The organism is Luteirhabdus pelagi (assembly GCF_016827595.1).
Classification (GTDB): domain Bacteria; phylum Bacteroidota; class Bacteroidia; order Flavobacteriales; family Flavobacteriaceae; genus Luteirhabdus; species Luteirhabdus pelagi.
Genome location: NZ_JAECMS010000002.1, coordinates 630,773 through 645,041, shown reverse-complemented (window position 1 = coordinate 645,041; position 14,269 = coordinate 630,773). Strand labels below are relative to the sequence as shown.

Genomic DNA, 14,269 nt, shown 5'->3' with positions numbered 1-14,269 from the left:
TGAAGAAGCCTTCACCATTCGTTGGAGGCTTTTTATTTTTGCAAGAAAAGCTATGATTGCCCAAATTGAAAAGAAAGTCGCACCCTATCGCGAAACCCTACTAAACCACCCGCTCTATACCGAAATCAAAACACCTGAGCACCTTCGGTTGTTTATGGAATACCATGTTTTTGCCGTATGGGATTTTATGTCGCTGCTAAAAGCGCTTCAAAATAACCTAACCTGTACCAAGGTACCATGGAAGCCGAAAGGCAATCCGGAAACGCGCTACCTGATCAATGAAATCGTGTTGGCCGAGGAAACCGATATCAACCGTGCTGGCGAACGTCAAAGTCATTTTGAAATGTACCTAGATGCTATGGAAAAAGCAGGTGCGGATACTTCGACCATTGCTAAGTTTCTTCAACAGTTGGAAGGAAACGATATCAAAAAAACCATTCAGAAAAGTTCGCTTCCGAAAGCTGCAAAGGACTTCTTGACCTTCACCTTCAACACTATTTCAGAAGGAAAAAATCACAACATTGCGGCTGCCTTCACCTTTGGACGTGAAGACTTGATTCCAGAGATGTTTTCAGAAATCATCAAGAATATTCAGCAGAACTTTCCAGAGGAAGACTTAGCCGATTTCAAATATTATTTCGATCGCCATATCGAATTGGATGGCGATGAGCATGGTCCGATGGCCCTGGCTATGATCGAGCAACTCTGTCAAGACGATGGCAGAAAATGGCACGAAGTGGAACAAACCGTCATCGCTTCGCTTCAGGCACGGGAGCAACTTTGGGAAGGAGTACTGAGTGAAATTTTAGAACGGCAACCGGCCTAAAGAATTTCCCATATCGTATCTTTAGAGAAAGATTCGGTATGGCCTCCCATCATAGAATTTCGAAAGCCTACGAGAATGCGCGGCGGATATCCTTCGACGATCGTTCGAAATTTATCATTTTTAGCGATTGTCATCGCGGGGATAATAGCTTTGCCGACGATTTTGCAAACAATCGGAATATCTATTTCCATGCGCTTCAGCACTACTACAAAGAAGGGTTTACGTATTGTGAACTAGGCGATGGTGACGAATTATGGGAGAACCTAACCTTTCAATCTGTATTTGAAGCCCACCATAACGTATTCGAACTGATGCGCTTGTTTTATGCTGAAAATCGATTGTACCGCCTCATCGGTAATCATGACATGGCATATAAGAATCAGCGGTATGTCGAAAAAAACCTTTATAGCTATTTTAATAAAGTTACCGGCAATGATGACCCTCTATTTCCCGGCATCGAGTTTAGTGAAGGCTTGGTTTTAGAGCATTCCCAAACCGGTCAGGAGATTTTTATGCTACATGGCCATCAAGCGGATTGGATGAACTATCACGGCTGGAGGTTCAATCGTTTTATGGTGCGAGCATTGTGGCGACAATTACAGATTTTTGGCATTGGCGACCCCACCAGTCCGGCCAAAAACTACCGCGAACTAATTAAGGTAGAACGACGCACCAAAAAATGGATTATCGCGAACGATAATATCTTTACGATTACCGGTCATACCCATCGTCCGCGCTTTCCGGAACCAGGCGATATTGCCTATTTTAATGATGGAAGTTGTGTGCATCCTAGAAGTATCACTGGACTGGAAATTGTGGAGGGAAAGATTTCACTCATCAAATGGCATATTTCAACCACCGAAGATGGGACGTTGAAAGTGACGCGGGTGTTATTGGAAGGGCCGCAACACCTTTCAGCCTATAAAACCGAATAACAAAATATTGATTATAACGCACTGTTCAACATGAAAAAAATTGCACTCTTATTATTCGTCGGGTTACTATACTCCTGTTCTGCAACCAAACAGACACCTTCAACTAAAAATGAAACCAAAAAGGCTGCCTATTCTTATTTAGCGTTGGGCGATAGTTACACCATCGGCGAAAGCGTGTGCAAAACCTGTACCTATTCGCATCAATTGGTCGATTCGCTTCAACAAACAAATAATACCAACATCAATCTGAAAATCATTGCCAAAACGGGATGGACAACCAGCGACTTGCTTTCAGCATTGGCGACTAAGGAGCTAGCTCCTACCTACGATTTCGTTACTTTATTAATTGGCGTGAACAATCAATATCAGCAAAAAGACTTCACCTTATATGAAAAGGAATTTCCTATCCTACTGAATAAGGCGATTCAATATGCTGGCGGAACTAAAGAGGATGTTGTCGTGCTCTCCATACCCGATTATTCTTATACTCCTTTTGGAAAAGAGCCAACTCCGGAAGCTATTTCAATGGAGCTACGGGAATACAATGTTTTTGCCAAGGATTATTCGGAAAAAGTAGGCGTCCGTTTTTTGAACATTACCGATATCACACAACAAGGACTAGAACGTCCCGAATTAGTCGCGTCCGACGGATTACATCCTTCAGAAGTAGCATATCATTTGTTTATGAAGCGATTGTACGAAATGGCGTTGCCTTCGTTTGATTAGCTTTCCGGCGCTAATTGCACCTTTAAACCCTCGAGCTCGGGAGAAATATGGATTTGACATCCCAACCTGCTGTTGTCTTCAACATAAAAAGCCTCGGCCAACATCGCCTCTTCGTCCATGCCCATTTCAGGTAATTCGTGGTCGCTCAACACATAACATTGGCAGGAGGCACACATGGCCATTCCGCCGCAAACACCAATAGTACCTTCTGGTGCCAATTCGTACGAACGTACCACCTCCATCAGATTCATGTTCATGTCGGTAGGAGCATCAATCGTATGCTCCACTCCCTGGCGATCGATAATAGTTATGGATATATCCTGTTCCATAGTGATTATTAGGGCGTGTCTATCTATCCCTGCCTGCCGGCAGGCAGGCCTCACGCAATGGTTTCATTGATTTAATTAATAGCCTTGACAACAGCCTTTGGAGCTTCTTTTTTAGATCCGTCAAACCCTTCTACACCTCCAACAGTCGTATACTTCATTACATAGCGTTTATCGGGGAAAATACGCTGATAGGCACTCTGGCACATCAAGGTCGCTTCATGAAAGCCACATAAAATCAATTTCAATTTCCCTGGATAGGTATTCACGTCGCCAATGGCATAGATTCCGGGAATATTGGTCTGATAATCTAAGGTATTATCCACCTTAATGGCATTCTTTTCAATTTCAAGTCCCCAATCGGCAATCGGGCCGAGTTTTGGTGCCAATCCGAACAGCGGTACAAAGTGATCGCACTCACGATTAAAGACATCGGCACCACGCTTAATGGAAACGCTTTCCACGCTTTCGTTACCATTGATATCGACAACCTCAGCTGGAGTGATCAATTCGATTTTTCCAAGATTTTTTAATTCCTGAACCTTCTCAACACTGTCTAGCGCTCCACGGAATTCATTTCTTCGGTGTACCAAGGTCACGCTATTCGCCACATCGGCAAGGAAGATACTCCAGTCTAATGCAGAATCGCCTCCACCGGCAATTACTACATCCTTATCGCGATACAATTCCGGGTCACGAATTACGTATTCCACGCCCTTATCTTCAAAATCGACGATATTGGTAATAGGGGGTTTTCTTGGCTCGAAGCTTCCTAGTCCACCTGCGATGGCCACTACAGGCGCTTGGTGTTTTGTTCCTTTATTGGTGGTTACGATAAACGATCCATCGTCTTGTTTTTCGATGGTTTCGGCTCGTTCTCCCAAGGTAAAGCCTGGCTGAAACGGTTCGATTTGCTTCATTAAATTCTTCACTAAATCGCCTGCAAGGATTTCAGGGTAGGCAGGGATGTCATAAATAGGCTTTTTGGGATAGATTTCGGCGCATTGGCCACCGGGCTGTGCCAGGGCATCGATTAAATGGCATTTTAACTTTAACAATCCGGCTTCAAAAACGGTAAAAAGCCCTGTTGGGCCCGCACCGATTATCAAAATATCTGTTTGTATCATAGAAAAATCCCTGATTAATAGGGTTTTATTTCAGTGTTCATCAAAAGTAGGTCACTCCTGATTTTCAGAAAATGACCGTAGTCATATTTAGGCGACGTTTACCACTTCCTGAATTTGCGGCGCATGCTTTTTGATTGTCATTTCCACACCGCTTTTTAAGGTCATTTGGTTTACGCTACAGCCTACACAGGCACCTTCCAACCGAACGGTTACCTTGGTGCCCTCATCGATAGAGACCAACGAAATATCGCCTCCATCGCTTTGCAGAAACGGTCGGATCTCTTCCAAGGCCGCTTCTACTTTCGTATGTAATTCTGTGTTGCTCATATTATTTCTTGACGGCACTACAACCCGCCATAGTGGTTATTTTTATCGCTTCGGTTGGAGGCAAGGTTTCATTTCTTCGAACCGTTTCCTCGACCACCTTTTTGGTCACTTCCTCGAATGCCTCCTCGGTTGGCGTCGCCGTTTGCATGGCTGCAGGTCGACCGACATCACCAGCTTCTCGGATACCCTGTACTAATGGAATTTCACCCAAGAAAGGAATATCCAAATCTTCCGCTAAATTCTTGGCACCTTCCTGACCGAAAATATAGTATTTATTATCGGGCAATTCGGCAGGCGTAAAATACGCCATGTTTTCAATGATTCCCAACACTGGTACCTGAATATTTTCCTGTTGGAACATAGCGACTCCTTTTCGCGCATCGGCCAAGGCCACATTCTGTGGCGTACTTACCACCACCGAACCAGTAATTGGTAAGGACTGCATAATACTAAGGTGAATATCGCCCGTTCCCGGAGGAAGGTCTACCAACAAGAAGTCGAGTTCGCCCCAAGCCGCATCAAAAATAAGCTGATTTAGTGCTTTTGCTGCCATCGGACCTCTCCAAATAACCGCTTGGTTGGGTTTGGTGAAAAAGCCAATGGAAAGCACTTTGACGCCATAATTTTCGATAGGCTTCATCTTGCTCTTGCCGTCTACTTGAACCGAAAGTGGTTTTTCATTGTAGACATCGAACATCATTGGGATGGATGGACCATAAATATCGGCATCCAATACACCCACCTTAAAGCCCATCTTTGAAAGCGTTACGGCCATATTTGCCGTAACGGTAGACTTCCCGACGCCTCCTTTGCCGGAAGCAACGGCGATAATATTCTGAATGCCAGGAATCGGTTTCCCTTTGATAAGGTTTGGATTTTTCTTGGAAGGCGCTTCTACCTTGATATTGACCTTTACTTCAGCATCTTTGGACACCTTTTCAGCAATGGCCTTTTTGATGTCTTCCTCTGCCCGCTTTTTAATATGCATGGCAGGCGTGGAAAGCACCAAATCGATGATCACTTCATCTGCGAACGTTACGATGTTTCGAACGGCGCCGCTTTCAACCATATTTTTGCCTTCACCAGCAATACTGATGGTTTCAAGGGCATTCGATATATCTTGTTTGGAAAATTTCATATAGGGCTACAACTTAGAATCATTCTAAATGCAAATATACAGTTTATGGCTTGGATTAGAAAAGTCTACGATTGTTTCCGTCTATCGATTGATAAGGGAATTTCGAGGCGATTTCAACATAAAAAAACCCAGCCATTTTAGCTGGGTTCTCTATATTATGTAATTTTAAGATTAGCTTTCTACACTTGCTTTAAGATATTCGCGGTTGATACGTGCAATATTTTCAAGTGAAATATCCTTTGGACATTCGATATAGCAGGCTCCAGTATTGCTACAGCCTCCAAAACCTTCCTTATCCATTTGCTCTACCATGTTCATAACACGACGGCTGGCTTCTACTTCACCTTGTGGCAGTAAGGCAAACTGACTCACCTTTGCAGAAGTGAAGAGCATCGCACTTGCATTTACACATGCGGCAACACAAGCCCCACAACCAATACAGGTTGCTGAGTTGAAGGCTTCGTCTGCATTTTCCTTTTCAACGGGAATAGAATTCGCATCGATGGTATTTCCAGAAGTATTCACGGAAATATAACCACCTGCTTGCTGAATACGGTCGAACGCACTGCGATCTACCACCAAATCCTTGATGACTGGAAAAGCAGTTGCGCGGAATGGTTCAATAACTATCGTATCGCCATCGTTAAAACTACGCATATGCAGTTGGCAGGTGGTAATATGACGTTTTGGTCCGTGTGGTCGTCCGTTAATCTGAAGGTTACAGCTTCCGCAGATTCCTTCACGACAGTCATGATCGAACTCTACCGGCTCTTCTCCTTTATCGATTAGATCTGCATTTAGCACATCCAACATCTCCAAAAAGGACATATCGCCATCGACATCCTCAACATTATAATTCTTAAAAGCACCTTTTGCGCTGGCGTTTTTTTGTCGCCATATTTTAAGTGTAAGCTTCATAGTAATTCCGCTTTAATATTATTTATAACTTCGGGTTTTCACCTCGATATTTTCGTAATCCAAGTTTTCTTTATGCAATACGGCTTCACTAGGCTCTCCTTTGTATTCCCAAGCCGCAACGTACATAAAGTTCTCATCGTCACGTTTTGCCTCTCCTTCCTCGGTTTGATATTCTTCACGGAAGTGACCTCCACAACTTTCCTCACGGTGAAGGGCGTCCTTTGCGAACAATTCACCCAACTCTAAGAAATCGGCTACGCGACCTGCTTTTTCAAGTTCTTGGTTCATTTCGTCCATATCGCCCGGTACGCGAACATCTTTCCAAAATTCTTCACGCAATTCCTTGATTTCAGAAATCGCTTCCTTCAACCCCTGTGCGTTACGCGACATCCCGACCTTGTTCCACATGATTTTTCCCAATCGCTTGTGGAAATGGTCAACCGATTTTGTTCCGTTATTATTCGCCAGTTTTTCAAGACGTTGACGAACATTCTTTTCTGCTTCTTCAAATTCGGGTGTTTCAGTCGAAATTTTACCCGTTCGGATATCATCCGCCAAATAATCACCAATAGTATATGGCAATACGAAATAGCCATCGGCCAAGCCTTGCATTAAGGCAGACGCTCCAAGTCGGTTGGCACCGTGATCGCTAAAATTCGCTTCACCGGCAGCATAGCAACCTGGAATCGTGGTTTGTAGGTTGTAATCTACCCAAACACCTCCCATGGTATAGTGTACCGCTGGATAAATCTTCATCGGTGTTTCATACGGATTCTCATCTACAATCTGCTCGTACATTTGGAAGAGGTTTCCGTATTTGTTTTCAACTGCTTTTTTACCTAACTCTTTGATTTTGGCATCGGAAGGGTTGTCAATTTTTTCAATGGCAGCCTGCTCTTTTCCGTAGCGCATGATGGCTGAAGCGAAATCGAGATATACCGCCTCTCCAGTTTTGTTCACCCCAAAACCAGCATCGCAACGCTCTTTGGCAGCACGTGAAGCAACATCACGGGGTACAAGGTTACCGAAAGATGGGTAACGACGCTCCAAATAGTAGTCGCGTTCGTCTTCTGAAAGTTCGGTTGGCTTCAATTTTCCTTGGCGAATGGCCTCGGCATCTTCTTTTTTCTTCGGCACCCAAATTCGTCCATCGTTACGAAGCGACTCCGACATCAAGGTAAGTTTTGATTGGTGGTCGCCCGAAACCGGAATACAGGTTGGGTGAATTTGAGTGAAGCACGGATTTGCAAAGTAGGCACCGCGCTTATGGATTTTCCAGGCAGCCGTTACATTACTTCCCATCGCATTGGTAGAAAGGTAGAATACATTTCCGTAGCCACCAGAAGCCACTACAACTGCGTGAGCCGAGTGACGCTCAATCTTCCCCGTTACCAAATCGCGCGCAATAATGCCTCTAGCTTTGCCATCTACGATGACCAAGTCCAACATTTCATGTCGGTTAAATGGCTGAATCTTTCCACGGTTAATCTGGCGGTTCATCGCTGAATAGGCTCCCAGCAACAATTGCTGTCCTGTCTGCCCTTTCGCATAAAACGTACGGCTAACCAATACCCCACCAAACGAGCGGTTGTCTAAGAGACCTCCGTATTCACGAGCGAAAGGAACGCCTTGTGCCACACATTGGTCGATAATATTTGCCGACACCTCAGCCAAACGGTATACATTTCCTTCACGAGAGCGGTAATCGCCCCCTTTAATCGTGTCGTAAAAGAGACGGTAGGTAGAATCACCATCGCCTTGATAGTTTTTTGCTGCATTGATTCCTCCCTGGGCGGCAATAGAGTGTGCCCGACGTGGAGAATCCTGATAGCAGAATGTCTTAACATTATAGCCAAGTTCTGCCAAGGTTGCAGCAGCACTTCCACCGGCTAATCCCGTTCCGACGACGATAACATCGATGTTACGTTTGTTGGCTGGGTTCACCAGGTTGATTTCGTTCTTATGTTTTGTCCACTTTTCGCTTAGCGGTCCAGTAGGTATATGAGCTTTAAAATTTGACATAGCTATTGCTTTTTAGTGGGAAAGTTGATTAAAGTGAAGGTATAGCGCGATAAAGATAAAGCCCGCAGGAATTGCGATGGCGTATACCTTTGTGAACCCTTGTAATCCTTTTGAAAATTTATTGTTCCATCCCATTGTCTGAAACGAAGAAGAGAAACCGTGCCATAAGTGAAACATCAATAAGACGAAACTAACGACATATATAAGTACTCGGATAGGGTCTTCAAACTTATGGACCAATTCTGGGTAATAGCGACTTTCCAGCGCTTCATTCACCTCAACATACTTATAGATCATTTCCGGAACCCAAAAGTCGTAAAAGTGAAGCCCAAGAAAGGCCAACACTACGGCTCCAGAAATAATCATGTTTCGGGATGCCCAAGAAGAGTTCTTGTTTCCAGCATATTTCGCATATCCTTTCTGACGCGCTTTGTTGTTTTTCAACTCGATAATGATTCCCATGATGAAGTGAAATACCACTCCGAAAATCAAAATAGGTTGCAATACAAATTGCACCAACGGATTGGTTCCCATAAAATGCGACCACTCGTTGAAAGTGTCGGGGTCGATTACAGACGTGATATTAATGGTAAAATGCTGAGCAAGGAAAAAGACGAGAAAAAGGCCTGAAAGGGCCATCGCCACTTTTTTGGCGATTGAGGCGGATAACATTCCCATAAGGTTTTGTTTCAGATTTTTGAGTTACAAAAATAGGGCTCAGAACTGTTTTCGGCAAACAATCGACTGGCTTTGTATTGTTATTTAGAATTGTTATAAACTTTATTCAATCACTAACGGAATTGTTTTCTCTTGGTTGCCCACCGTAATCTTCGCAACATATTCCCCTATTGGCAAATAATACTTTTCGTTTTGCGCCTTTGAAGTTTTGACTTCATTTTTCTCTAATGTCTTAACACCTTTTTCGGATACGGTCAAATCATAGTGCATCACATTAATGCCTTTATCGAATTCCTGCTCCATTTTTTGAAGCACTTTTCCCTCTTTCGTTTCAATTTGAAGGCTTCCCTTTCCTGCTGAAGGGGAATAGAATTGCATCTCAACCGAAGGTTCGTTGGTTTCATACCACATACTATAGCTGCCTCCCCAACGACGTGAGTGTGAAATGGGCTTCAATTCTGAAACGATCAGCGCATTCATTTCACCTTGCTTCATCATTTGCAACAATTCCACATCGGCGAGGTAAAAAGAGCGTCCGTGCGTTCCCAAAACCAAATCCTTTTCACGCTCCTGAACCACCAAATCGTGTACTGCCACTCGCGGCAAGCCTTCAGAAAATGCCTGCCAGCTATCACCACGATCCCAGCTTACATAAGCACCGTTATCGGTTCCCAAATACAACACATCTTCATTCGCAGGATCTTCCTTAATAACATTCACGGGAGACGCTGGTAAGTTGCTTCTGATGTCTTTCCACGACTGACCATAATTTTCACTTACATATACATACGGCTTAAAATCGTCCCAGCGATTCCCATTCAACGTAACATACACACGCTCTTTTTTATGCTGTGAGGCTATCACGTGGCTGACCCATAGGTCGTTTGGAAAGGTTTTAGAAATATTCACCCAATTTCCACCTGCATTTTGAGATACGTGCAACATTCCATCATCACTTCCAGCATACAGCAATCCAAATTTGAAGGGTGATTCGCTGATGCTCGTCAAAGTTCCATAGGCGACATTTCCTTTTTTTCCACCTTGGGTAAGATCGCCAGAAATAGCTTCCCAATCGGTTCCTTGGTTCATCGAGCGCATCAATTTATTACCTCCTAAATACAGGATGTCTTGGTTGTGCGGACTCAACAATATCGGTGTTTGCCAGTTGAAACGATACGGACTTTCCCCCAACTCATGTTTTGGTTGAATGTAAGTGGTCTCTTCTGTTTCACGATTGATTCGATAATAGTTCCCAAACTGAAATCCGGTATATACGATGTCGCTGTTCCGACTATCTATCTGCACTTGCATACCATCGCCACCCATGATGCTTTTATACGGATTCTGACCGCTTTGCTGCCACGAAAAATCCATTTCGGCGTTATGCGCCCCTACCCAAACACCATTGTCCTGAAGGCCTCCATAAACATTATACGGTTTTTCATTATCGACATTCACGGTATAGAACTGTCCAACGGCCGGAGCGTTGTTCTTGATCCAGTTTTCACCATCGTCGTACGAAATATTTACCCCTCCATCGTTCCCATCTATTAAATGACCTGAACGATTTGGGTTAATCCATAGCGCATGGTGATCGGCATGTACGTTTTCAGCGCTAATGCTTTCAAAGGTTTTTCCACCATCGTCCGACTTCAGGATTGGGACTCCATAAATATAAATTTTCTGAGCGTTGCTCGGGTCTACGTGCACTTTTCCGAAGTAATATCCATACGAATAATACAGGTCGTCTAAATAGCCTTCGTGCGTCTTGCTCCACGTTTTGCCTCCGTTTGTGCTTTTGTATACTTCAGCCCCAATCACGGGAGAATCGAAAAGCATGCTATTAGCATCCTCAAGGTATTTTGCAAGATCGATGGGCTTCACCGTTCCGCCACGCACCATGTTTTTCACGTTTTCCGGGCGATATTTCTCCTGAAAACCATTTCTGCGAAGAAATTGTTTCAACTTATCGTTGTCCAAGTCCAAAAATTGCTGTACCGTCATTTCCTTAAAATCGTCTTTCGTCAGATCGTCGTTTTCATCCTCTTCATTTTCTTCTTCCCGACGGTCCTGATTATCATGAATGGCATACACGGTGTTTTCGTCTACTACTGCCAAACCGATACGACCAACGCCTTCCCCAACTGGAAAGCCGCTACCATCTACCGAAACTTTTGTCCACGTATTCCCTGCATCGGTACTTTTATAGATAGCACTGCCTTCTCCACTTCCACGGAAATTCCATGCCTTTCGGTCCTTATCCCAAGAAGAAGCATATATGATGTTGAAGTTCTTCGGATCGCGGTCCATTTCAATAATCCCACTGCCTCCATCAACATATAAGGTGCGATTCCAACTCTGGCCACCATCCAAGGTTTTATACACGCCTCTTTCGGTGTTTTCGGAATATAGGTGTCCGACCACTCCGACGACTACCTCTTCAGGATTTTTGGGGTTGATAAGGATCTTGCTGATGTGGTGACTATCATTTAAGCCCACATTCTCCCAAGTTTCACCTCTATCGGTACTTTTCAACAGTCCGATGCCTGCATAACTGGAGCGAGAGGCATTCACTTCCCCTGTACCTACCCATAAAATATTGTTTTCCCAATCCATGGCGATGCTTCCCACATTTTGGGTAAGGCTGTTATCGAGGATTGGGGTGAAGGTTGTTCCGTTATTGTTGGTATGCCAAACACCACCACTCGCATATCCGACGAAAAATTCGGTTGGATTGGCAGGATTTACGGCGAAATCGGTTACCCGTCCACTCATGACCGTTGGTCCGATGTTTTTAAATGGAATGTTTTTTACGAGTGACGTTTCCAACAGTTGCTCCTTTTGCTGAAGCGCCTGTTGCATGGCTTCGGTAGAAGTTGCCGGTTGTTGGGCATAAATAAGGGTAAAAAATAACAGAAGTGTTAATGAGAGGATGTGTTTCATCAGAATCAAGTTTTGAATCTATGAAAATACACATAAAGAAAGATTTCTTCAACAGAAAGGATAAAAAGCACTCTACACCTACTGTTATCCCCTTATAATTTCTGAAAATTCATGCAGACTTGCAGATTCATTTGCAGAACTTCCCCTACTTCCATTAATCATTAGCGTACCAGAATATGAGCGATGACGAAGCCTAACTTGAATAGTGTAGTCGCCAGTGGCAGGAATTCCAAATGCACCTCGATCGAAATAGACAGTTTTGGTAGCCGTATGAATAATTGCGCCGCCATTAACCATGGATTGTTGATATCCCATATCTACCACATCTTGAAAGGCACCGCCATTCACAGAGATTTGAACTAATGTATAACCGCCTCCCCAACTTGTTTGATCATTGCGTGAAGGTAGTTCATACCTATATCTACAATCGAACCCATCCCTGATGGTAACCGTTTGGGTTGTAAATCCTGTTGCCCACGTACTGCTAAAATTTCTATTAGTATTATCTCTCTCCTCCCAGGTTTTTGGAAAAAGATCCTTGATTTCAGCCACTAATCCAGCAGTAGAAAGAACATCTCCATTGTTTGGACTCGTCAAGTCTTGTACAACATCTACATTAGCTTTTAAAGGGAACCATGCTATTCCATCGTAATAATAAAACTCGTCATCTATAGTGTGATATACCACTTGTCCAGCCTTATTACCTGAAGATGGCAATATGGTTACCTGTGGAAAACCAATTCCGGCAGAGGAATCCGGCGTCGCAGGATTTGGAACTTGGACATCTAGAGTGGTTTGAGGGTCGTTCGTATTTATCCCTACTTGTCCATAAACAAAAATGGAAAGCAATAGATGGATTGCTAGCGCTAAAACTTTCATAAAGAGTGAGGTTACTTTGAAAAAAGAACAATATAAAAGAAATTTAGAATTACGGCAAAGTTTTAAATAGCGGTCATGGGCTTTGGTTTAATTTCATGTAATTTTGTAGAAATAAGAATAAAAAGCAATGAAATACCATCCTATAGACAGTAGTCTTTTTGTAAAAAACCGTAAAAACTTCATGAAACAGATGAAGTCGAATAGCTTGGCGGTTTTCAACAGTAACGACATTTACCCTATCGGTGCCGATAGCACCATGCCATTTGAACAGGCGCGCGATCTTTTCTATTTAAGTGGGGTCGACCAGAATGCAAGCATGTTGCTACTTTTTCCGGATGCGGTTGAAGAAAAGCATCGAGAGGTATTGTTCTTAACCGAAACCAACGAGCATATTGCGGTTTGGGAAGGTGAAAAACTGACGAAGGAAAAAGCCTTTGAAGTTAGCGGTATCAGAACGGTATACTGGTTGAAAGAATTCGATAAGATTTTCTTTGAACTGATGACGCAGTGCAGCACGATATACTTCAACACTAATGAACACTATCGCGCCAATGTAGAAACGGAAACCCGCGAGGATCGTTTCATCAAAAAGACGAAGCAGCAATACCCAGCCCATCGTTGGGCGAAGAGCAACCCTATTTTGCAGCGGTTGCGTTCGGTAAAGGATGAGATCGAACTCGATTTGATGCAAACGGCCTGTAACATTACGGAAAAAGGCTTCAAAAGAGTCCTGAATTTTGTGAAGGCCGGTGTTTGGGAATTCGAGATTGAAGCAGAATATATGCACGAATTTCTTCGGAATCGATCACGCGGATTCGCCTATACACCTATCGTGGCCAGTGGAAACAACGCAAATGTGCTTCACTATGTGGAGAACAATCAACAATGTAAAGAAGGTGACCTTATCTTAATGGATGTGGGTGCCGAATATGCTAATTACAGCAGTGATATGTCGCGGACCATTCCCGTTAGCGGACGGTTTACCAAGCGCCAAAAAGAGGTGTATAATGCCGTAAATAAGGTGAAGGATGACGCTACCAAAATGTTAGTGCCAGGCACGCTATGGAAGGAATATCACGTGGAAGTCGGGAAGATGATGACCTCTGCTTTATTGGACTTAGGTTTATTGGATACGGCTGATGTTCAGAACGAGGATCCGGAATGGCCAGCGTATAAGAAATATTTTATGCACGGGACCAGTCACCATATTGGCTTGGACACCCACGACTACGGAATTTTATGGGAGCCGATGCAGGTCAATCAGGTATTTACGGTTGAGCCGGGCATTTACATTCCTGATGAAGGCTTCGGAATTCGATTGGAGGATGATGTGGTGATTCAAGAGGAAGGAGAACCGTTCAACTTAATGCGAAATATTCCTATTGAAGCTGATGAGATCGAAGAGATCATGAATGCATAAGTAA

General features: G+C 43.7%; 13 protein-coding genes. 4 read left to right on the top strand and 9 right to left on the bottom strand.

All coding sequences use genetic code 11. The features are described from left to right. The first annotated feature begins 52 nt into the window (after positions 1 to 52). The 3 genes from I4Q58_RS07740 to I4Q58_RS07730 are packed head-to-tail and all read left to right on the top strand — an operon-like array spanning position 53 to position 2,487. The gene (locus I4Q58_RS07740; protein ID WP_203295312.1) at positions 53 to 826 is read left to right on the top strand and encodes a DUF3050 domain-containing protein; all 774 of its coding nucleotides are present in this window, start codon (positions 53 to 55) and stop codon (positions 824 to 826) included. Positions 827 to 864: 38 nt separating this feature from the next. After that, positions 865 to 1,761 (top strand): metallophosphoesterase family protein, encoded by an 897-nt coding sequence (locus I4Q58_RS07735; RefSeq protein ID WP_203295311.1) that lies wholly within the window; start codon positions 865 to 867, stop codon positions 1,759 to 1,761. A 30-nt stretch (positions 1,762 to 1,791) separates the two neighbouring features. Further along, positions 1,792 to 2,487: an SGNH/GDSL hydrolase family protein gene (locus I4Q58_RS07730; protein WP_203295310.1), complete on the top strand. Its 696-nt coding sequence runs from the start codon at positions 1,792 to 1,794 to the stop codon at positions 2,485 to 2,487. Here I4Q58_RS07730 and I4Q58_RS07725 read toward each other — a convergent pair. The 9 genes from I4Q58_RS07725 to I4Q58_RS07685 form a co-directional block, all read right to left on the bottom strand. Further along, complete coding sequence (locus tag I4Q58_RS07725) at positions 2,484 to 2,816, bottom strand: 2Fe-2S iron-sulfur cluster-binding family protein (RefSeq protein ID WP_203295309.1); 333 nt, start codon at positions 2,814 to 2,816, stop codon at positions 2,484 to 2,486. The genes I4Q58_RS07730 and I4Q58_RS07725 overlap by 4 nt on opposite strands. A 71-nt stretch (positions 2,817 to 2,887) precedes the next feature. Further along, positions 2,888 to 3,940 (bottom strand): NAD(P)/FAD-dependent oxidoreductase, encoded by a 1,053-nt coding sequence (locus I4Q58_RS07720; RefSeq protein WP_203295308.1) that lies wholly within the window; start codon positions 3,938 to 3,940, stop codon positions 2,888 to 2,890. Positions 3,941 to 4,027: 87 nt separating this feature from the next. Continuing rightward, on the bottom strand, positions 4,028 to 4,267 hold the full coding sequence (locus tag I4Q58_RS07715; protein WP_203295307.1) for a NifU family protein: 240 nt from the start codon (positions 4,265 to 4,267) through the stop codon (positions 4,028 to 4,030). 1 nt (position 4,268) lies between these two features. Continuing rightward, on the bottom strand, positions 4,269 to 5,405 hold the full coding sequence (locus tag I4Q58_RS07710; RefSeq protein ID WP_203295306.1) for an Mrp/NBP35 family ATP-binding protein: 1,137 nt from the start codon (positions 5,403 to 5,405) through the stop codon (positions 4,269 to 4,271). A gap of 171 nt (positions 5,406 to 5,576) precedes the next feature. Next, positions 5,577 to 6,323: a succinate dehydrogenase/fumarate reductase iron-sulfur subunit gene (locus I4Q58_RS07705; protein WP_203295305.1), complete on the bottom strand. Its 747-nt coding sequence runs from the start codon at positions 6,321 to 6,323 to the stop codon at positions 5,577 to 5,579. 18 nt (positions 6,324 to 6,341) lie between these two features. Beyond that, on the bottom strand, positions 6,342 to 8,345 hold the full coding sequence (locus tag I4Q58_RS07700) for a fumarate reductase/succinate dehydrogenase flavoprotein subunit (protein ID WP_203295304.1): 2,004 nt from the start codon (positions 8,343 to 8,345) through the stop codon (positions 6,342 to 6,344). A 12-nt stretch (positions 8,346 to 8,357) separates the two neighbouring features. After that, complete coding sequence (locus tag I4Q58_RS07695) at positions 8,358 to 9,023, bottom strand: succinate dehydrogenase cytochrome b subunit (RefSeq protein WP_203295303.1); 666 nt, start codon at positions 9,021 to 9,023, stop codon at positions 8,358 to 8,360. Positions 9,024 to 9,125: 102 nt separating this feature from the next. Beyond that, positions 9,126 to 11,966 carry a WD40/YVTN/BNR-like repeat-containing protein gene (locus I4Q58_RS07690; RefSeq protein WP_203295302.1) on the bottom strand — a complete coding sequence of 947 codons (2,841 nt, stop codon included), beginning with the start codon at positions 11,964 to 11,966 and terminating at the stop codon, positions 9,126 to 9,128. 84 nt (positions 11,967 to 12,050) lie between these two features. Next, positions 12,051 to 12,845, bottom strand: a complete 795-nt coding sequence (locus I4Q58_RS07685; protein WP_203295301.1) for a hypothetical protein — start codon at positions 12,843 to 12,845, stop codon at positions 12,051 to 12,053. Positions 12,846 to 12,972: 127 nt separating this feature from the next. Between I4Q58_RS07685 and I4Q58_RS07680 the strand changes: the two genes are divergently transcribed. Next, positions 12,973 to 14,265, top strand: a complete 1,293-nt coding sequence (locus I4Q58_RS07680) for an aminopeptidase P family protein (protein ID WP_203295300.1) — start codon at positions 12,973 to 12,975, stop codon at positions 14,263 to 14,265. Positions 14,266 to 14,269 lie beyond the last annotated feature (4 nt).

Bases quoted from the DNA above. Each gene is read 5' to 3' on its own strand.
- I4Q58_RS07725 (WP_203295309.1), bottom strand. From the start codon at position 2,816: ATGGAACAGGATATATCCATAACTATTATCGATCGCCAGGGAGTGGAG.
- I4Q58_RS07730 (WP_203295310.1), top strand. From the start codon at position 1,792: ATGAAAAAAATTGCACTCTTATTATTCGTCGGGTTACTATACTCCTGT.
- I4Q58_RS07740 (WP_203295312.1), top strand. From the start codon at position 53: ATGATTGCCCAAATTGAAAAGAAAGTCGCACCCTATCGCGAAACCCTA.
- I4Q58_RS07695 (WP_203295303.1), bottom strand. From the start codon at position 9,023: ATGGGAATGTTATCCGCCTCAATCGCCAAAAAAGTGGCGATGGCCCTT.
- I4Q58_RS07715 (WP_203295307.1), bottom strand. From the start codon at position 4,267: ATGAGCAACACAGAATTACATACGAAAGTAGAAGCGGCCTTGGAAGAG.
- I4Q58_RS07720 (WP_203295308.1), bottom strand. From the start codon at position 3,940: ATGATACAAACAGATATTTTGATAATCGGTGCGGGCCCAACAGGGCTT.
- I4Q58_RS07700 (WP_203295304.1), bottom strand. From the start codon at position 8,345: ATGTCAAATTTTAAAGCTCATATACCTACTGGACCGCTAAGCGAAAAG.
- I4Q58_RS07710 (WP_203295306.1), bottom strand. From the start codon at position 5,405: ATGAAATTTTCCAAACAAGATATATCGAATGCCCTTGAAACCATCAGT.
- I4Q58_RS07705 (WP_203295305.1), bottom strand. From the start codon at position 6,323: ATGAAGCTTACACTTAAAATATGGCGACAAAAAAACGCCAGCGCAAAA.
- I4Q58_RS07680 (WP_203295300.1), top strand. From the start codon at position 12,973: ATGAAATACCATCCTATAGACAGTAGTCTTTTTGTAAAAAACCGTAAA.
- I4Q58_RS07685 (WP_203295301.1), bottom strand. From the start codon at position 12,845: ATGAAAGTTTTAGCGCTAGCAATCCATCTATTGCTTTCCATTTTTGTT.
- I4Q58_RS07735 (WP_203295311.1), top strand. From the start codon at position 865: ATGGCCTCCCATCATAGAATTTCGAAAGCCTACGAGAATGCGCGGCGG.
- I4Q58_RS07690 (WP_203295302.1), bottom strand. From the start codon at position 11,966: ATGAAACACATCCTCTCATTAACACTTCTGTTATTTTTTACCCTTATT.